Annotated in this window: 15 protein-coding genes; 3 read left to right on the top strand and 12 right to left on the bottom strand. The window is 72.2% G+C overall.

What is annotated here, in order from left to right; all coding sequences use genetic code 11:
- Nucleotides 1–6 precede the first annotated feature (6 nt).
- The 6 genes from FKD65_RS29490 to FKD65_RS29465 all read right to left on the bottom strand — a co-directional run bounded on the left by FKD65_RS29490 (nt 7) and on the right by FKD65_RS29465 (nt 7,443).
- Entirely contained in the window at nt 7–1,281 is a 1,275-nt protein-coding gene (locus FKD65_RS29490; protein WP_141580914.1) for a thymidine phosphorylase, read from the bottom strand.
- 70 nt (nt 1,282–1,351) lie between these two features.
- Nucleotides 1,352–1,756: a cytidine deaminase gene (locus FKD65_RS29485; RefSeq protein ID WP_141580912.1), complete on the bottom strand. Its 405-nt coding sequence runs from the start codon at nt 1,754–1,756 to the stop codon at nt 1,352–1,354.
- A gap of 101 nt (nt 1,757–1,857) precedes the next feature.
- The gene (locus FKD65_RS29480) at nt 1,858–3,216 is read right to left on the bottom strand and encodes an ABC transporter permease (RefSeq protein WP_141580910.1); all 1,359 of its coding nucleotides are present in this window, start codon (nt 3,214–3,216) and stop codon (nt 1,858–1,860) included.
- The gene (locus tag FKD65_RS29475; protein ID WP_240809658.1) at nt 3,213–4,709 is read right to left on the bottom strand and encodes an ABC transporter permease; all 1,497 of its coding nucleotides are present in this window, start codon (nt 4,707–4,709) and stop codon (nt 3,213–3,215) included. The genes FKD65_RS29480 and FKD65_RS29475 overlap by 4 nt, the downstream gene beginning before the upstream one ends.
- Nucleotides 4,706–6,244, bottom strand: a complete 1,539-nt coding sequence (locus FKD65_RS29470; RefSeq protein WP_141580908.1) for an ABC transporter ATP-binding protein — start codon at nt 6,242–6,244, stop codon at nt 4,706–4,708. Before FKD65_RS29470 ends, FKD65_RS29475 begins: the two co-directional genes overlap by 4 nt.
- A 173-nt stretch (nt 6,245–6,417) precedes the next feature.
- Nucleotides 6,418–7,443, bottom strand: a complete 1,026-nt coding sequence (locus FKD65_RS29465; protein ID WP_240809657.1) for a BMP family protein — start codon at nt 7,441–7,443, stop codon at nt 6,418–6,420.
- Nucleotides 7,444–7,806: 363 nt separating this feature from the next.
- On the opposite strand from FKD65_RS29465, the gene FKD65_RS29460 reads away from it, so the two are divergent.
- Complete coding sequence (locus FKD65_RS29460; RefSeq protein ID WP_141580904.1) at nt 7,807–8,463, top strand: hypothetical protein; 657 nt, start codon at nt 7,807–7,809, stop codon at nt 8,461–8,463.
- Nucleotides 8,464–8,602: 139 nt separating this feature from the next.
- Here FKD65_RS29460 and FKD65_RS29455 read toward each other — a convergent pair whose 3' ends face one another.
- Both FKD65_RS29455 and FKD65_RS29450 read right to left on the bottom strand, forming a co-directional pair.
- Complete coding sequence (locus FKD65_RS29455; protein ID WP_205718930.1) at nt 8,603–9,847, bottom strand: M20 family metallopeptidase; 1,245 nt, start codon at nt 9,845–9,847, stop codon at nt 8,603–8,605.
- Nucleotides 9,848–10,445: 598 nt separating this feature from the next.
- Nucleotides 10,446–11,612: a glutamate--cysteine ligase gene (locus tag FKD65_RS29450; protein ID WP_141580901.1), complete on the bottom strand. Its 1,167-nt coding sequence runs from the start codon at nt 11,610–11,612 to the stop codon at nt 10,446–10,448.
- Between the two features lie 539 nt (nt 11,613–12,151).
- Between FKD65_RS29450 and FKD65_RS29445 the strand changes: the two genes are divergently transcribed.
- Together FKD65_RS29445 and FKD65_RS29440 are read left to right on the top strand one after the other, a co-directional pair.
- Nucleotides 12,152–13,399 (top strand): D-alanyl-D-alanine carboxypeptidase, encoded by a 1,248-nt coding sequence (locus FKD65_RS29445; protein ID WP_240809656.1) that lies wholly within the window; start codon nt 12,152–12,154, stop codon nt 13,397–13,399.
- Between the two features lie 125 nt (nt 13,400–13,524).
- Nucleotides 13,525–13,995 carry a nuclear transport factor 2 family protein gene (locus FKD65_RS29440; RefSeq protein ID WP_141580897.1) on the top strand — a complete coding sequence of 157 codons (471 nt, stop codon included), beginning with the start codon at nt 13,525–13,527 and terminating at the stop codon, nt 13,993–13,995.
- Between the two features lie 97 nt (nt 13,996–14,092).
- Here FKD65_RS29440 and FKD65_RS29435 read toward each other — a convergent pair whose 3' ends face one another.
- From FKD65_RS29435 to FKD65_RS29420, 4 genes are all read right to left on the bottom strand, one after another.
- Complete coding sequence (locus FKD65_RS29435) at nt 14,093–15,286, bottom strand: YihY/virulence factor BrkB family protein (RefSeq protein ID WP_141580895.1); 1,194 nt, start codon at nt 15,284–15,286, stop codon at nt 14,093–14,095.
- Between the two features lie 118 nt (nt 15,287–15,404).
- On the bottom strand, nt 15,405–15,959 hold the full coding sequence (locus FKD65_RS29430; protein WP_141580893.1) for a 2'-5' RNA ligase family protein: 555 nt from the start codon (nt 15,957–15,959) through the stop codon (nt 15,405–15,407).
- A 133-nt stretch (nt 15,960–16,092) separates the two neighbouring features.
- The gene (gene trpS / locus FKD65_RS29425) at nt 16,093–17,169 is read right to left on the bottom strand and encodes a tryptophan--tRNA ligase (protein WP_141580891.1); all 1,077 of its coding nucleotides are present in this window, start codon (nt 17,167–17,169) and stop codon (nt 16,093–16,095) included.
- Nucleotides 17,170–17,182: 13 nt separating this feature from the next.
- Nucleotides 17,183–18,187: a hemolysin family protein gene (locus FKD65_RS29420; RefSeq protein WP_141580889.1), complete on the bottom strand. Its 1,005-nt coding sequence runs from the start codon at nt 18,185–18,187 to the stop codon at nt 17,183–17,185.
- Nucleotides 18,188–18,274 lie beyond the last annotated feature (87 nt).

Below are 18,274 nucleotides of genomic sequence, written 5' to 3'. Positions count from 1 at the left end.
GTCGGTTCACGCGATGCGGTCGATGACCAGGGGGTGCGCGGACGCGGCGCCGCCTGCCCCGATGTCGAAGGCCCCGTCGAGGGCCTCCAGCGCGCGGCCGAACCTGGCCTCGTCGTCGGCGTGCAGCGTCAGCAGCGGCCGCCCCTCCTCGACCGTGTCGCCCGGCTTGGCGTGGCAGACGACGCCCGCGCCGAACGAGACCGGGTCCTCCTTGCGTGCCCGGCCGGCGCCGAGACGCCAGGCCGCCACCCCCACCCCGTAGGCGTCCAGCCTGGTCAGGATGCCCGAGGACGGGGCCGTGACCACGTGGGTCTCGCGGGCGGCCGGCAGCGGCGCGTCGGGGTCGCCGCCCTGCGCGGTGATCATGCGGCGCCAGGCGTCCATGGCGGAGCCGTCCCGCAGCGCGTCGGCCGGGTCCCTGCCCGAGATCCCGGCGGCGTCGAGCATCTCCCGCGCCAGCGTCAGGGTCAGCTCGACCACGTCGGACGGTCCGCCTCCGGCGAGCACCTCCACCGACTCGGCCACCTCGACGGCGTTGCCGACCGCGTTGCCGAGCGGCCTGTCCATGGCGGTGAGCAGGGCGACCGTGCGCAGCCCGTGGTCGGAGCCGATCGCGACCATCGTCTCGGCCAGCTCCCGGGCGCTGTCGACCGTCTTCATGAACGCGCCCGAGCCGACCTTGACGTCCAGCACCAGCGCGCCCGTGCCCTCGGCGATCTTCTTCGACATGATCGACGAGGCGATCAGCGGGATCGACTCCACCGTGCCGGTGACGTCGCGCAGCGCGTAGAGCTTGCGGTCGGCGGGCGCGAGGCCGCTGCCCGCCGCGCAGATCACCGCGCCCGCCGAGCGCAGCACGTCCAGCATCTCCGCGTTCGACAGCGACGCCCGCCAGCCGGGGATCGACTCCAGCTTGTCGAGCGTCCCGCCGGTGTGGCCGAGGCCGCGTCCCGACAGCTGCGGGACGGCCGCGCCGCACGCGGCCACCAGCGGCGCCAGCGGCAGCGTGATCTTGTCGCCCACGCCGCCGGTGGAGTGCTTGTCGGTGGTCGGACGGTCCAGCGCCGACCAGTCCATCCGCTCGCCGGAACGGATCATGGCCTCGGTCCAGCGGGCCACCTCGGCCCGCGACATGCCGTTCAGCAGGATCGCCATCGCCAGCGCCGACATCTGCTCCTCGGCGATCGCGCCCCGGGTGTAGGCGTCGACCGCCCAGTCGATCTGCTCGGGGGCCAGCGCCCCGCCGTCCCGCTTGGCGCGGATGACATCGATGGCGTCCACGAGATCCTCTCTGTGCCGGTCAGGCCCGGCCGGCCAGGCTGCCGGCCAGGGTCGTCGAACAGGGTGCCGGTCAGGCCCGGTCCACGAGGTCGTCGGGACCGAACGCGTCCGGCAGGACGTCCGACATGGGCAGGATGCCGCGCGTCGTCTCCAGCAGCATCGGGGCGCCGCCGTGCTCCCACAGCAGCTGCCGGCAGCGCCCGCACGGCATCAGCGGGTTCCCGTGCCGGTCGACCACCGCCATGGCGACCAGCCGGGGCCGCTCGGACTTGCCGGGCCCGTGCAGCGCCGACACCACGGAGCACTCCGCGCACAGGCCGACGCCGTACGACGCGTTCTCCACGTTGCATCCGGTGATGATCCGGCCGTCGTCCACCAGCGCGGCGGCGCCGACCGGGAACCCGGAGTACGGGCAGTACGCGCGAGCCATGGCCTCCCGCGCCGCGGCACGCAGAGCACCCCAGTCAATCTCCATAAGGCCCTACCTTTCTGGGGGGACGACCCCCCAAACCCCCGACAAGGCGGCTGACCGGTGTCCTCCGCTCCGCTCCGCTGGCGATCCGCTGCGGCCACCGGTCAGCGTGCCTCACCACGCCGGTACCTGAGCCCGTTGGCGGCGGGCATGCGGAGGCGCTGGCTGGCCAGGGCCAGGACGAGCAGGGTCGTCAGGTGCGGGGTGAATGAGACCAGCTCGCCGGGGACGAGTTCGCTCAGCAGGAACCAGGTGAGCAGCGCGGCGGCCGCCACCAGCGACAGCACGGAGCCGACGACGGCGGCGCGCATGTCGCGGCGGACCGCCACGTCCAGCGCCGCCTGCGGGAGCAGCCGGTTCGCGCGCACGCCCTGCCAGACGGCCACGCCGATCAGCAGGATCGCGACGAACAGCAGGAGCGCGTGCACCGACTGGCCGCCGCCGCGCACGTTCATCGCGTCGGTGTAGCCGAACAGCAGCGAGCCCGCGGCGAGGCCGCCCGGACGCCAGTTGCCGAAGATCATCGCGGCGAGGCCGATGAACCCGCGGCCGTTGGTCTGGCCGTCCTGGTAGAACGGCGCGGCGACGGTGACGAGGAACGCGCCCGCCAGTCCCGCGAACCCGCCCGAGATCATCACGGCCGCGTACTTCATCCGGTACACCTGCACGCCGAGCGACTCGGCCGCGTAGGGGTCCTCGCCGCACGAGCGGATCCGCAGGCCGAACGCCGTCCGCCACAGCACGAAGAAGCTGGCCGGGACGAGCAGCACCGCCACCAGCGTCAGCAGCGACATGTCGCTGGTCAGGCCGCGCAGGATGCCCGCGAGGTCCGACACCAGGAACCAGTGGTGCTTCTCCAGCGAGCCGAGCCAGTCGGGGCTCTGCCAGTCGCCGATCCTGCCGCCGGACAGCACCGGCAGCGTCAGCGTCTGGACCGGATCGACGGGGGGCGACTGCCGGGGCCCGCCGCCGAGCGCCTTCGCCTCCCCCTTGTCGAAGATCAGGCCGGCGAGGAACTGCGTGAGCCCCAGCCCGAGGATGTTGATCGCGACACCGGACACGATGTGGTCGACGCCGAACGACACGGTCGCGATGGCGTGCAGCAGCCCGCCGAGCGCACCGCCGATGATCCCGGCGAGGACGCCGATCCACGGGCCCCACTGGTAGCCGGCCCACGCACCGGTCCAGGTGCCGAGGATCATCATGCCCTCGAGGCCGATGTTGATCACGCCGGACCGCTCGGACCACAGGCCGCCGAGCCCGGCCAGGAAGATCGGCACGGCGAGGCGCAGCGCGGCGCTGACCGTCCCGCTGGAGGTCACCGGGTCGGCGTCGTCGATCACCCGGACCAGCGACAGCAGCACCAGCAGGCCGGAGGCGATGAGCAGGTAGTGCGGCCAGCGCAGCCGGCGCTTGCCGTTCACGGCCTTCCTGGCGGAGGCCGTCTCGGTCGCGGTGCTCATGAGGCACTCCCAGCGGCCTCGCGGGCCAGGTCGTGGCCGGTGGCCAGCTCGGCGGCGACGGCCCGCTGCTGGAGCCGGATCTCCCAGCGCCGGACGAGCTCGTACACGATGACGACGGTCAGCACGACCACGCCCTGCATGACCCCGACGATCTCCTTCGGCACGTCGACCTCCTGGAGGACGTCGGAGGTCTGGTCGAGGAACGCGAACAGCAGCGCGGCGAGCGCGATGCCGGCCGGATGGTTGCGGCCGAGCAGCGCGACCGTGATGCCGGTGAAGCCGAGCCCGGCCGGGAAGTTCAGCGAGTACTCGTAGGACGCGCCGAGCAGCTCCGGCATGCCGATCAGGCCCGCCACCACTCCGGACGCGACCATCGTGTAGACGATCATGCGGCGGGCGTTGACGCCGCTGGCCTGCGCGGCCGACGGCGACAGGCCCGACACCTTCAGGTCGAACCCGAACCGCGTGTGGTTGATGACGACCCAGAACACGATGCCGACCAGGATCGCCAGCGGCAGCAGCCCGTACACGTCGCCGGGCAGGTCGATGCCGATCGAGGACAGGAGGCCGTTCAGGCCGCCGACCCGTCCCGACTCGGAGATCCGCGGCGTCGCGACGTTGTTGCTGCCCGGCCGGACCTCGGCGAGCCGCTTGTCGTTCAGCAGGTAGGCGATCAGCCCGGTGGCGATCGCGTTCAGCATGATCGTGGACAGCACCTCGCTGACCCCGCGGGTCACCTTCAGCACGCCCGCGATGGCCGCCCACAGCCCGCCGACCACCATCGCCGCGATGATCGTCAGCATCTGGCCGAACGGGGCGGGCAGCGCCAGCGCGCCGCCGAGCGCGGCGGCGAGGAACGCGGCGAGCCGGTACTGGCCGTCGACGCCGATGTTGAGCAGCGCCATCCGGAAGCCGATCGCGACCGCCACGGCCGACAGGTAGTAGCGGGTGGCGCGGTTGAGGATGTCGACGATCGAGTTCTCGGTCGTGCCGTAGTCGACCATGCTCTGGATCGAGCTGACCGGGTCGGCGCCGGTGATCCGCAGCAGGATCATCGTGATGCCGAGGGAGATCAGCAGCGCCAGCACCGGCGCGCCGATCTTCAGGCCGAGACCGCGCGGGCCGAGACCGCGCAGCATCGCCTTCCACGACGGCACCGTCTCCGGTTCCGCCGGGCCGGACGGCTTGGCGGCGGTCCGCTCCGGTCCGCCGGCCGCCTCGCCCGGCCGCGGCGCGGGAACGTCGCCGGACCGCGTCCCGGACCCGCCGCCGGGCTCCGGGGCGGGGACGGGCTCGCCGCTCGCGGGCTTCTCGAAGTCAGGCTTACCCGCAGCGGGCCTCTCGCTCGCGGGCTCGCCGCTCGTGGGCTTCTCGCTCGCGGGCTCCCCTGCGGCGGACTTCCCGGTCGCGGGCTTCTCGGCCGGAGACGGCGTGCCCGCGCCGGCCGCGGGCTCCTCGCCGGACGGGTCCAGGTCCTTGCGCTCGTCGCTCATGCGGACGCTCCGGCACCGGTCATGGCGGAGCCGAGCTCCTCGGGGGTGACGGTCCGCGGATCGACCTCCGCGACCAGCCGCCCCCGCAGGATGACGTGCAGGGTGTCGGACATACCGATGAGTTCCTCAAGATCGGCGCTGATCAGCAGCACGGCCAGCCCGTCCGCGCGGGCCTGCCGCAGGTACTCCCAGATGGCGGCCTGGGCGCCGACGTCGATGCCGCGCGTCGGGTGCGCCGCGATCAGCAGGTGCGGGTCGCCGGACATCTCCCGCCCGACGATGAGCTTCTGCTGGTTGCCGCCCGACAGCGCGGCGGCGGGCACGTCGATCCCCGGCGTCCGGACGTCGTAGGCCTGGACGATCCGGGTGGTGTCACGGCGCGCGCCGCGGCGGTCGACCCACGGGCCGCGCACGTTCGGGCGCTGGGTCTGGTGGCCCAGCATGCGGTTCTCCCAGAGCGAGCCCTCCAGGATGAGGCCGTGCCGGTGCCGGTCCTCGGGGATGTAGGCGATGCCGGCCTCGCGGCGGCGGCGCGTCGCCCACTGGGTGATGTCCCGGCCGCCGTACTCGATGGTCCCGGCGTCGGCGCTCCGGATCCCCATGATCGCCTCGATGAGCTCGGTCTGCCCGTTGCCCTCGACGCCGGCCAGCCCGACGATCTCGCCGCGGCGGATGCGCAGCGACACGCCGTCCACGACGGGACGGCCCTCGGAGGTCAGCACGGTGAGCCCGGCCACGTCCAGCTGGACGTCGTCGGTGACGGTCGACTCGCGCAGCTCCGGGGTGGGCAGCTCGGACCCGACCATCAGCTCGGCCAGCCGCCGGGAGGTCACCTCCCGCGGGTCGAGCCTGGTGGCGACCGTCGTGCCGCGCCGGATCACCGAGATCGTGTCGGCGACGGTGAGCACCTCGTCCAGCTTGTGGGAGATGAACAGCACGGTCAGGCCCTCGGCGCGCAGCTCGCGCAGGTTGCCGAACAGCTCCTCGACCTCGTGCGGGACGAGCACGGCGGTCGGCTCGTCCAGGATGAGCACGCGGGCGCCTCGGTAGAGCACCTTGAGGATCTCGACGCGCTGCCGCTCGCCGACGCCGAGCGTCTCGACCAGCACGTCGGGGTCGACGCGCAGCCCGTACGCCTGCGACATCTCCTTGATCTTCGCGCGGGCGGCGGCGAAGTCGATGCGGCCGCGCCGCCGGCCCTTGGCGCGGGGCTCGGCGCCGAGGATCACGTTCTCCAGGACGGTGAGGTTGTCGGCCAGCTTGAAGTGCTGGTGCACCATCCCGACGCCGCGGGCGATCGCGTCCGCCGGCGTCCGGAAGGCGACCGGCTCGCCGTCGACCTCGATGGTGCCCTCGTCCGGCCGCTGCATCCCGTAGAGGATCTTCATCAGCGTGGACTTGCCGGCGCCGTTCTCACCGCAGAGCGCGTGGACCTCGCCGCGCTCGATGGTGAGGTTGATGTCGCGGTTGGCCACCACTCCGGGGAACCGCTTGGTGATCGATGTCAGCCGCACGGCCGGCACCTGGTCAGGCACGAGTGCCCCTCCTCCTGCCTAGAACGTGAGAGAAGACGTGAACCGGGCGAACGTACCGCCGCACCGGGCGCCACCCGCGGAGGGCGGCGCCCGGTGCGCGGCTCCGGACCGGTCGGGACCGGTCCGGCACGTCGACCGCACGGGAGGGGTGCCCCCGTGCCCCGGCCGCGGCGTCAGGCCTTGGTCGGAACCGTGATCTTGCCGCTGATGATGTCGGCCTTCATCTCGTCCAGCTTGGCCTTGATGTCGTCGACGTGGCCGCCGGAGGTGGCGTAGCCGATGCCGTCGTTGCTGAGGTTGTACTGCTTGGTGCCCGCCTTGAAGGAGCCGTTGGCGACGCTCTCGACGAAGTCGTAGACCGCGACGTCCACGTGCTTCTCCATGGAGGTCAGGATCTGGTCCTTGACCCCGGCGACCGCGGGCTGGTTGTACTGGTCGGAGTCGACGCCGATCGCCCACTTCTTGGCCGCGCCGACGGTCTTGATGACGCCGATGCCCGCGCCGCCCGCCGCGTGGTAGATCACGTCGGCGTTCTGGTCGAGCTGGCCCTTGGCCGCCTCGTTGCCGAGGCCGGCGTCCTTGAAGCCGTTGAAGTTCGGGGGCTGCGTGAGGTACTTGGCGGGCAGGACCTTGATGCCCGGCTTGGCCTTCTTCGCGCCCGCCTGGTAGCCGGCGAAGAACTTGTTGATCAGCGGGACGTTGACGCCGCCGATGAACCCGATCGTGCCGGTCTTGGACTTCAGCGCGGCCGCGGCGCCGACCAGGTAGGACCCCTGCTCCTCGGAGAAGCAGGCCCCGCTGACGTTGGCGCCCTCGACCTTGCACTGGTCGGCGTCGACGACGAGGAACTTGGTGTTCGGGAAGTCCTTGGCGACCTTGTTGATCGAGGCCGTGTAGGCGAAGCCGACGCCGATGACCGGGTTGTAGCCCTTGTTGGCCAGCAGCCGCAGGCGCGACTCCTTGTCGGAGTCGGGCTCGTCCGGCTTGGCGGAGATCTCCTCGGTCTTGACGTCGAGGTCCTTCTTGGCCTTGTCGAGGCCCGCGGCGGCCGAGTCGTTGAACGACTGGTCACCGCGACCGCCGATGTCGAAGGCGAGACCGATCTTGAGGGTCTTCTTGCCGTCTCCACCGTCGTCGCCGCTGTCGGCCTTCTTGCCACCGCACGCGGAAGCGCTGAGCGTCAGCGCCGCACCCGTCACGGTGACGAGCGTAATCTTCAGTCCACGGCGCAAGGTAGCGCTCCTTCCGTCCCACCCACGGTCTGGTGACCCGATCGGTCACCGAAATCGATCGGACGCTACCTCGCGAATGACCGCAAACTTCCCGCTTGCACGGTTTCGCAACAGGTCCGTTACCAATGCGTAGGCATATCGCCACAGGTCAGCGCGGCCATGGACGGCGCTGACCGGCACGGGAAGCCCTCGTGAGCGGGGTACCCAGGGGTCAGAAAGGGACGAGCCGCATGATTACCCCCGGTAATGATCACACCCGAACCGGCCGGTCGGCCGCGGATCCGGCCCACGCTCGCTAGGTTTCACTGATCGTTCGCGAGGAGGATGGTCATGGGGTTCTTTCATGCGGTGGTCGCGGTCCGGGATCTGCCGGTCGAGGAGGTGGCGTCGCGGACGGGCAGGCGACTCGGTGGCCGGACGACCGATTACGACACCGCCTCCTCCTCCCGTACGCCGGGCTGGTGCGTCAGCCCGCCGATCGACGGCTGGACCTTCGTCGTCGACAAGCGGTGTGCCCTGCCCCACGACGAAGGCGTCCTCGCAAGGCTCAGTGCCGGCACGCGGCTGCTCACGTTCGAGGTCGTCGAGACGTCGATGGGCTTCGCGGCCGCCTGCTGGACGGACGGCCGGATGACCTGGGAGGCGGCGCTGGAAGAGGACGGCGGCCTGCTCTACACCATCGGGGACCCGCCGCCGCCGTTCGACGAGCTCGTGGAGATCGAGAGCGAGGGCGCCAAGGCGGCGGACCATCTGGACTTCTGCCTCGCTCCGCCGTCCGAGGAATGGGAGGACTTCGGATTCGACCCGCAGACCCTGCCAGGCCGGCGCGCCGCCAAGCTGAACCTCCCGATACGCGTGGTCCGTCCGGTCGACGGCAGTAACTACGAGGAACCGATCATCAAGGTGTTCGCCGGCCTCACCGGCCACCGGTACAACGCCGCCGACGCCCTCCACCGCGCCCCCTTGCACGTGCTCAGCGAGGACTAGCGGAGTGGTTCCGAAGTTCCGGCTCCGGCGCCGGGCGAGGACGTCCACGCCCGGCGCGCCGGAGGGCCCGGCACCCGATCACTGATCGCGATCGATCACCGAGCGCTTCGGAACCACGCGCCGCGCCGGCCGGGCACACCTAGGCCAGCGCGGCACCCTCGATCGTCGCGGCGTCGCCGGGGCGGCCGCCGTCCCACAGCGCGGTCAGCGCGGTGGCGCTCAGCACCTTCGTGCCGACGGCGATGCACCGCTCGTCGACGTCGAAGTCGCCGCGGTGCAGGTCGTACTCGCCGGGCGAGCCGGGGGTGCGGACCCCGAGCCGGGCGAGGGCGCCGGGGATCGACTCCAGGTACCAGCCGAAGTCCTCGCCGCCGAGGCTCTGCGGGGTGGGCACGAGGCCCTCCTCGTCCATGACCTGGACGGCGGCGTCGCGGAACATCTGCACGCTGGCCGCCTCGTTCACGGTCGGCGGGACGCCCCGGACGTACTCCAGCGAGGCCTCCACGTCGTAGGCGGCGGCGACCGACTGCAGCAGCGCCTTCATCATCTCCGGCGCCCGGTGCCAGGCCTCGTCGTCCAGGCAGCGGACGGTGCCCTCGGCGATCCCGTCGTCGGGGATGGCGTTGGCGACGGACCCGGCCGAGACCCGGCCCCACACCAGCGACAGGCTGGAGCGCGGGTCGACGCGCCGCGACAGCGCGGACGGCAGCTCGGTGACGATCTTGGCGAGCGCGTAGACCAGGTCGGCGGTCAGGTGCGGCCGGGCGGTGTGCCCGCCGGGCCCGGTGACCTTCACGTAGACCTTGTCGCAGGCGGCGGTGATCGGGCCGGTGCGCAGCCCGAGCTGGCCGACCTCGATGCGGGGGTCGCAGTGCAGCGCGAACGCGCGGTCGACGCCCGCGATGCCACCGGCGGCCATCACGTCGAGCGCGCCGCCCGGGGTCTCCTCGGCGGGCTGGAACAGCAGCCGGACCCGGCCGGGCAGCAGCCCCGCCTCCGCCTGCTGGGCCAGGAACAGCCCGGCGCCCAGCACCATCGCGGTGTGGACGTCGTGTCCGCACGCGTGCGCGACGCCGGGGACGGTCGACCGGTAGTCGACGCCCTCCTTCTCGTCCTGCAGCGGGAGCGCGTCGATGTCGGCCCGCAGCGCCACGGTCGTGCCGTCGGCGGGGCCGATGTCGCAGAACAGCCCGGTGCCCTTCGGCAGGATCACCGGCTCCAGGCCGGCCGCGCGGAGCCGCTCGGCGAGCCTGCGGGTCGTGCGGTGCTCGGAGTAGCCGAGCTCGGGGTGCATGTGCAGGTCGCGGCGGAAGGCGATCAGCTCCGCCTCGTGCTCGGCGAGGAACGCGTCGAGCTGCGGCTGCAGCACGGCGCCGCCGAGCACCGCCGGGACGCCCGGCACCACCGGGACGCCCGGCACCACGGGCACGCCCGTCGCCGCGTGGGCGCCGGCCGCCGCGGCGGAGGCGTCCTGCCGCTGCCCGGCCTGCTCAGAGCCGAGCGGCTCGGGCCCGCCGGGTGCGGGCCCGTTCGCGCCGGCGGCACCGGGAGCGGCGCCGAGGTCGCTCCGGCCCTCGGGACCGTCCGGTCCCGGGGCGGCGGGTGGTTCAAGGCCGGGCATCACCCCGGGTCCCGGATGACTCATGTGCGCCCCCTGCGCGACGGCGGAGCCCGGTGGCGTCCGCCCGGTGATGTTCTCGGAAACCGTGTCCTGCTCGGCCGCCGTCTCGTTCCCGGCGGCCTGGTCGTTCTCGGAAGCCGTGCCGGCGCCCGTGTCGTCCTTCGCGGCCGTGTCGTTCCCCGCGTTCTTCGCGGCCGTGTCGTTCTTCGCGTTCTTCGCGGCCGTGTCGTTCCTGGAGGCCGTGTGGTCCTTGGCCGTGTCGTTCCCGGAGGCCGTCCGGTTCTCGGCGGCGGGGTCGTCGTGCGCGGCGGGCGCGGTCGCGGGGCCGGTGCTCGCGGGGTCCCCGGTGCGGTCCGGTTCCTCAGGCTCCGGCATGTGCGACCTCCCCCAGTGTGACGAACCGGTCCTCCGAGAGCTCGGCGATCGCCGCGTCGACGATGTTCTCCAGCGTCCCGCCGGCGGCGCGGATCGCGCGCTGGCGCTCGTACGGGGCTCCGTACTCCAGCACCTCGCCGGCGACCTTGAGCTCCTCGGCGCAGCCCAGCCGGTCGGCCACCGGCTCCAGCTCCCTGATCAGCTCGTAGAGGTCGTCGCGGAGCGGAGCGGTGTTGCCGGTGTCGTCGGTGATGACGATGGCGTCGAGCCCGTACCTGGTCGCGCGCCACTTGTTGTCGCGCACCACCCAGGCGGCCGGCCGGGGCAGGGTGTACCCGCGGTCGAGCTGCTGCTCGAACAGCGTGACGAGGCTCTGGCACAGCGCCGCCGCCATGCCCGCCTCGCGCAGGGTGGGGATCCCGTCGAACATCCTGATCTCGACGGTGCCGAAGTCGGGATGCGGCCGGATGTCCCACCAGACCTCTTTGATGCTCCTTATCGTTCCGGAACGCATCAGCGTGTCCATGTAATCCTCGAAGGCCGCCCAGTCGTCTAGGAGGTGGGGCGGCCCGGCGGTCGGCATCTGGCCGAACACGACCGCCCGGCAGGACGCGAGGCCGGTGTCGGCCCCGCTCCAGAACGGGCTGGACGCGGTGAGCGCGAGGAAGTGCGGAAGGTAGGACGAGAGCGCGTTGACGATCGGGATGACCTTGGCGCGGTCGGAGATGCCGACGTGGACGTGAACGCCGAACGTCTGGATGCGGCGGGCCAGCCACTGCATCTCCTCGACCAGCTTGGCGTAGCGCCCCATGGGCGCCATCACCGCCTCCCGCCAGTCGCTGATCGGGTGGGTGCCCGTGCAGGCCAGCGCGAGGCCGCGGTCGGCGGCGGCGGCGCGCAGCGCGGTGAGGGTGCCGGCGAGGTCGGCCTTGGCCTCCCCCACGGTGTCGCTGATCCCGGTCACGACCTCGACCGTCGACTCCATCAGCTCGTGCCGGACGCGGGGGTTGTCGCCGTCCTCGCTGAGCGACGGCAGGGCGGCGAGCACCTCGCGTGCGTCCTGCCGCAGGTGCCTGGTCTCCGCATCGACGAGCTGGATCTCCCACTCGACGCCCAGCGTCGCCCCGTGCGATGCGTTGAAGTCAATGGCCACGGCCAACCTCCGTCCACAATCCTTGCAGGTCGTTGCGTGGCACGTGGCGCAATTCAGCCAGCGGGTCCCTAAGCCTGGACAAACGCCGGTCCAGGTCACGTGTTCGTTCCATGATGGCGTCCGTGCCCGTCCCCCTGCCGGGCGTCGTGCCCTTTGCGGATCAATTGACTCATGCGGGCGGTCGCCAGGCGGGCCGGGATCCTACTTTTCGGTCATCGATCTTGGTGTGCGCACCACTAGATCGAACTAGTCAGTCCGTCCAAAATACCGTCAGCCGGTCTCAAAATCCTGTCCATGGCGGATCGTAGCCGATCCAAGACGTCCCATACGTACCGTGATGAGACGACTGCGCCTTCCATCACGTGTGTCACTGGCGTCCCTTCCGTCGCGTCGGTCGCGTCCGTACCGCGCTTGCCGGATTCGTGATCGGGTACCTCTTCGCCGGATAGGTCGCCTAGTCTTCGGGGGGAGTCATGGGCGTTGGGCGCCTGCGCGCCGGGAGCGATCGCGCTCCCACGGGATTGAGGAGCGTCGGGAGCTTGTCACGACAGCGACGAGGGCCTGCCGGCGTCCGCCGGGCCCTGACGGTGATCACCGTGCCGGTCACGGCCGCCTCGCTCGCGGCCGCTCCCGCCTTCGCGGCCGCTCCGGCGGGAGCGGTCCGCGCGGACCGGACGCCCGCCGCGGGGGCGCCGTCCGGCGAGCCGGTCGGCGGACCGCGGCTCGCCGGCCGCGGAATCGTCGCGAACACGGCCCCGGGCGTCCCGGCCCCGCCGAAGATCAAGGCGGCCTCGTACCTGATCGCGGACGCCGACACCGGCCAGGTCCTCGCCGCCAAGGACCCGCACGGGCACTACCTGCCCGCCAGCACCCTGAAGACCCTGACCGCGCTGACGCTCGTCCCCAAGCTGGACCCGAACCGGCTCGTCCGGCCGTCCCAGAAGGCGTGCGACACCGAGGGCACCAAGGTCGGGCTCACGCCGAAGATGCAGTACAAGGTCTCCGACCTGTTCCACGCGCTGCTGATGATGTCCGCCAACGACGCGGCGGTGACGCTGTCCGAGGCCGACGGCGGGATGGCCAGGACCCTCGCGGACATGAACGCCGAGGCCAGGCGGATCAACGCGCGCGACACGCTCGCCGGGTCCCCGAACGGGCTCGACCGGGACCTCGGGCTGAACGTCCGCACCCAGCACACCTCCGCCTACGACCTCGCGCTCATCCTGCGCGAGGGGATGAAGAACCCCGAGTACCGCGCCTACATGCAGGCGATCGACTTCCAGTTCCCGGCGCCCCCGACGAAGAAGGAGCGCAAGAAGGGCAAGAAGGTCGGCGGGTACCCGATCCACACCCACAACCACATGCTCCCGGGCGAGCGGCTGGCCTACCCCGGGATGCTCGGCGGCAAGAACGGCTACACGATCGCCGCCCAGCAGACGTTCGTCGCGCAGGCGCGCCGCGGCGGGCACACGATCGTGATCTCGCTGATGCGGGCGGACATGCCGCCGTCGGCGTACGCGGCCAAGCTGCTGAACTGGGGCTTCGCCGCCCGCGGCAAGGTGGCGCCGGTGGGCGAGCTCGTCCCGCCCGGTGAGATCAAGCAGACCCGCAAGGACGGCGGTTCGGGCGTGCTGCCCGACGCGCCGCTCGCCTCCGACGACTCCTCGCGCATGTGGCTGCTGGTCGGCGGCGGCGCGGTGGGCGCGCTGCTCGCGATCACGGCGCTGTTCGTCGTGCTGCGCCGCAGGCGGCGGCTGGAGGCGGCCCGCTACCGCAGCGGCCGGTAAAGCTTCTCCCACCCCTTTCCACGGTCCTGGCACCCCCGCGTCCGGCGGGCTTAGGCTCGCGGTGGCGCCGGTGATCTCGACATCGCCGGGGGACGGCGAATCGGCGTCCGGGGAGGAAGCGCGCCATGTCCGACTTGTACATCCCCCTGCCCGGCGCGCCCGCCCTCCCGCCGGCGCCGCCGTCCCCGGACGAGCACCCGAACGTCACGCTGCTGAAGGACGGCTACACGGCCTTCGCCAAGGGCGACATCGGCCTCATCCGCGGGCTGCTCGCCGACGACGTCGTGCACCGCGTCCCGGGGCGCGGGCCCATCTGCGGCGAGTACCGGACGCCCGAGGAGGTCCTGGGGTTCTACGTCCGGCTGTTCGAGCTGTCCGGCGGGACGTTCCGCACCGAGCCGTACGCCGTCATGGCCAACGACGAGTACGGCGCGGCCCTGGTGCAGACCTACGCCGAGCGCGCCGGAATGATCCTGGACGCCCGCGCGGTCGACCTGTTCCGCATCCGGGACGGAAAGATCACCGAGATCCGGACGCTCGCGGAGGACCAGTACGCCGACGACGCCTTCTGGTCCTGCGCGGCCGTCCCCTCCTGACCCTGTCACCGGCGCTGGACCGGCTCCTGAGCCAGGACCGCTCCCCTGGGCGCTGGACCGGCTTTCCCCGAGCAAGCCGCCGGGCCCGGGTCGGTTGCTAGGCCTGGACCGGCTTCTGAGCTTGGACCGGCTTCTCCTCCACGACCGGCTTCGCTCCCCGCGCCGGCTTCTCGTGCCCGTCCGCCTTCTCCTCCCCACCGGCCTTCTCGCACGCGCCGGCCTTCTCGTGCCTGCCGGGCTTCCTGGGACGGCCCGGCTCCTCGTCCTTGGCCGGTTCCCCGGCCTCTCCGGGCTTCTCGTGCCTGCCCGGCTTCTCGCCGGCGCGCTCCTGGAGGGCCTCGACCTCCGCGAGGTCGGCGCTGTTCTCCGGGTTGGCGGCGTCCGCGGCGAGGATGACGCGGCGCGTGGCCGTCCAGGCGGCGACGAACAGCGCGAAGCGGGTCGCGAGGTTGATCCACACCATCAGCCCGACCAGCACGGCGAACGTGCCGTAGACGGGGTTCTGCGTCGTCCGCCCGATCAGGAACGCCGCGATCTGCTTGAGGATCTCGAAGCCGACCGCGCCGAACAGCGCGCCCCGGATGATCCGCCGCCAGGGCGCCCGCGTGCCCGACAGCCGGGTGAACAGCGCCAGGAAGACCACGGTGTCGAAGAAGATCGCGCAGGCCAGCGACAGCAGCCGCAGCGCGGTGCCGGCGCCGGGGACGTCCTCCATGCCGAGCCACCCGAGGACGGTGTGGGTGGCGGACGTCGTGACCGTCGTCACCGCCATGCCGCAGACCAGGATCAGGCCGAGGAACCCCAGCACGCCCCCGTCCCACAGCCGCTTCAGGAAGAAGTTGCCGCCGCCGCCCGGCTCGTTGCCCCAGATGTCGCGCAGGGACTCGCGCAGCACCTGCACCCAGCCGATCCCGGTGACCAGCAGCGCGACCAGGCCGAGGACCCCGACGGCGGTCTTGGACTGGGCGATCTGCTCGACGTCCAGCTGGCCCGCGAGCCCGGGCAGCTGCGAGCTGATCGCCCGGACGAAGTAGTCGCGGGCCTCGTCGCTGACCCCGACGAGGTAGCCGAGCAGCGAGTACGCCAGCGCCATCAGCGGGAAGAAGGACAGGAACGCGTAGCTGGTGAGGGCGGCCGCGAGCCGGTCGCCGCGGCGGTCCTGGTACCGCTCGAACGCGCGCACCAGGTGGTCGAACCACCGCGAGCGCTCCCGGGAGCGGCGCAGCACGGCCTTCCCGTCGCCGAACAGGGCCTCGCTCCGCCGTTGAACCCTGCCGATCGCCTGCCGCATGCACGCAACGTACCCAACGGCGGCCACTCGATGCCGCAGACGGTAATCGAACGGTCAACGCAGCGTCTTGTGGCACGTCACGCGACCGCCTGACCGGTACGGCCGGGTCGTCGCCGCGTCAGGCGGGGGCGGGCCCGCCCCGGGAGCCGCCCGGGGACGGCACGGCGCCGTCTCCGAAGATGAAGTCGCACTGCGGGCGCCACACGCCGTCCTGCCCGTGCTCGTACAGGGAGAAGCCCCACGCCTCGAAGTCGGCGCTGTAGGCGGCGAGCTCCTTGAACGCCCGGTCCATGACGCTCTCTGGGAGGTGGTGGGCGATGGTGACGTGCGGGTGGTACGGGAACGGCAGCGGCCGGGCGAGCGGTCCCGACAGAACTTTCGCCTGGACCCGCTCGCAACCACCGATTCCTTCGGCAAGCGCCACGAACACCACCGGTGATACCGGTCGGAACGTTCCGCTGCCGCGGAGCCTGATCGTGAAGGGGGTCTCGGCACTGGCGATGCCGCGCAGATGCTCCTCGACGGTGTCGAGGCCCGAGTCGCTCACCTCGGTCGGCGGCAGCAGCGTGATGTGCGTCGGGATCGCGTGGGCGAGCGGATCGCCGAACGAGGCGCGCCGGGCCTGGAGGAACGCGCCGTGCGGGTCGGGGATGGGGATGGCGACGCCGATCATGCGCGACCTCTCCCCGGACCCGGCGCCCCCGTCCCCGGCGCCCCGGTCCGCTCCGGAGACCGCGCCGGGGAATGCGCCGCCACCGGCGGAGGGCGCCTTCCCGGGGCCCTCCGCGGCGTCGGGAGCGGGACCGTCAGCGACCACGTCCCACGAATCCCACCCGTTCGCGCACCGTCTCCATCGTCGCGGTGGCGACGGCGGAGGCGCGCTCGGCGCCCAGGGCGAGCACCGCGTCGAGCCGCTCCTCGTCGTCCAGCAGCTTGAGGGTGCGCTCCCTGATCGGCGTGAACGTGTCGAGGACGACCTGCGCGAGGTCCTTCTTGAACTGCCCGTACCCGGAGCCCGCGTAGCGGCTCTCGAGGTCGGGGACGGAGGTGCCCTCCAGCGCGGAGAAGATCCGCAGGAGGTTGGTGACGCCGGCCTTCTTCTCCTCGTCGTAGACGACCTCGGAGCCGGTGTCGGTGACCGCGCGCATGATCTTCTTGCGCATCGGGCCGGGCTCCTCCAGCACGTCGATGATCCCCTGGGGCGAGGACGCCGACTTGCTCATCTTGGCGTCCGGCTCCTGGAGGTCGGTGATCTTCGCGGCGCCCCCGGGGATGTGCGCCTCCGGAGCCGTGAACGTGTCGCCGAACCGGTGGTTGAACCGGTGCGCGAGGGTGCGGGTCAGCTCCAGGTGCTGCCGCTGGTCCTCCCCGACGGGGACGCGCAGCGCCCGGCCGGCCTCGACGGTCGGGTCGGGCGAGTAGAGCAGGATGTCGGCGGCCTGCAGGACCGGGTAGGTGAACAGCCCGACGGTCGTGCCGCTGGTGCCCTGCTTGGACGACTTGTCCTTGAACTGGGTCATCCGCTGGGCCTCGCCGAAGCCGGTGAGGCAGCCGAGCACCCAGGCCAGCTCGGCGTGCTCGGGGACGTGGCTCTGCACGAACACCGTGGCGCGCTCGGGGTCGAGGCCCATCGCGAGGAGCTGGGCGACGGCGACCTTGGTGCGGCGGCGCAGCAGCGCGGGGTCGTGCTCGACGGTGATCGCGTGCAGGTCGACCACGCAGTAGAACGCGTCATGGGTGTCCTGCATCGAGACCCACTGCCGGAGCGCCCCCAGGTAGTTGCCGAGATGGAACGAGTCGGCGGTGGGCTGGATGCCGGACAGCACGCGCGGCGGGGCCGCGGCCGTTCCGGCGGACGCTTCGGGGCTGGGCGCTTCGGGCATGTGCACGATTCTCTCAGGTGTCACCGGAGGTTTCGCCGCCGGCGGCCTGCCGGGAGCCGGGGCCGGCGGCGGCGTCGACCACCGTCCGCGGGGTCGCGGGCGGCGTGCCGGGCGGCACCGGTGGGACCTGCGGCGCCGACCGCGGCATGACGCGCACGCGGGCCACCCGCCGGCCCTCCATCCGGGCCACCGCGAGCCGGCGTCCGCCCGCCTCCACCGAGTCGCCCTCGGCGGGCACGCGGCGCAGCACCGCCATGATGTGCCCCGCGACCGTCTCGTACGGCCCGGCCGGCAGCCGGATGCCGGTCTCCGCGGCGAAGTCGTCCAGGTTGAGCAGGCCGTCGACCTCGACCACCCCGCCGTGCAGGCGCCGTGCCTGCGCGTCCTGCACATCATATTCGTCGCGGATGTCGCCGATGAGTTCCTCCAGGAGGTCCTCCAGGGTGACGATTCCGGCCACACCGCCGTACTCGTCCATGACGATCGCCAGGTGGCATCCCTCCCGGCGCATCTCCGACAGCGCCGGGAGCACCCGCTTCGAGGGCGGCAGGAACTTCACGGGCCGCACCAGCTCGCCCACCGGGCCGTCACCGGGCAGGCCCGGCAGGACGGGCGCGAGCAGGTCGCGGATGTGGACGAAGCCGATCACCTCGTCGTGCGAGTCGCGGCAGACGGGGAAGCGCGAGTGCGGGGTGGCCGCCGCGATCCGCGCCGCGGCGCTCAGCGGGAGCGAGGCGTCCAGGAACTCCACCTCGGTGCGCGGGACGAGGACCTCGCGCAGCGGTCGCTCGCCCGCCGCGAACACCTCCCCGATCAGCGCCCGCTCGTCGGCGGTGAGCTGGGTGTTCTGCGCCACCAGCGCCCGCATGCGCTCGGCGGTGATCTCCTCGCGGAGCGCGTGCGGGTCACCGCCCGACAGCCGCACGACGAGGTGGGTCGAGCTCGACAGCAGCCACACGAGGGGGCGGGCGAGCGCGTTCGCGGGCCCCCCGGCCGGCCGGGACGGCGTCCGGTCCATGGGATCAGCCTTCCCCGTTCGGCGTTCCGGATAGCCTGAGGGGACCCCATAGCCTTGGACCGGCCCCCGCCGTCCTGATCGTCGCGA

The organism is Actinomadura sp. WMMA1423, from assembly GCF_006547145.1.
Classification (GTDB): Bacteria; Actinomycetota; Actinomycetes; order Streptosporangiales; family Streptosporangiaceae; genus Spirillospora.
Note: the sequence above shows the minus strand (reverse complement) of the source record. Positions and strands in the feature narration are given on the sequence as shown.

Excerpts from the sequence above, each read along its gene's own strand:
- FKD65_RS29420 (WP_141580889.1), bottom strand. The coding sequence starts at position 18,187 with ATGGACCGGACGCCGTCCCGGCCGGCCGGGGGGCCCGCGAACGCGCTC.
- FKD65_RS29435 (WP_141580895.1), bottom strand. The coding sequence starts at position 15,286 with ATGCGGCAGGCGATCGGCAGGGTTCAACGGCGGAGCGAGGCCCTGTTC.
- FKD65_RS29430 (WP_141580893.1), bottom strand. The coding sequence starts at position 15,959 with ATGATCGGCGTCGCCATCCCCATCCCCGACCCGCACGGCGCGTTCCTC.
- FKD65_RS29480 (WP_141580910.1), bottom strand. The coding sequence starts at position 3,216 with ATGAGCACCGCGACCGAGACGGCCTCCGCCAGGAAGGCCGTGAACGGC.
- FKD65_RS29485 (WP_141580912.1), bottom strand. The coding sequence starts at position 1,756 with ATGGAGATTGACTGGGGTGCTCTGCGTGCCGCGGCGCGGGAGGCCATG.
- FKD65_RS29440 (WP_141580897.1), top strand. The coding sequence starts at position 13,525 with ATGTCCGACTTGTACATCCCCCTGCCCGGCGCGCCCGCCCTCCCGCCG.
- trpS (WP_141580891.1), bottom strand. The coding sequence starts at position 17,169 with ATGCCCGAAGCGCCCAGCCCCGAAGCGTCCGCCGGAACGGCCGCGGCC.
- FKD65_RS29475 (WP_240809658.1), bottom strand. The coding sequence starts at position 4,709 with ATGAGCGACGAGCGCAAGGACCTGGACCCGTCCGGCGAGGAGCCCGCG.
- FKD65_RS29460 (WP_141580904.1), top strand. The coding sequence starts at position 7,807 with ATGGGGTTCTTTCATGCGGTGGTCGCGGTCCGGGATCTGCCGGTCGAG.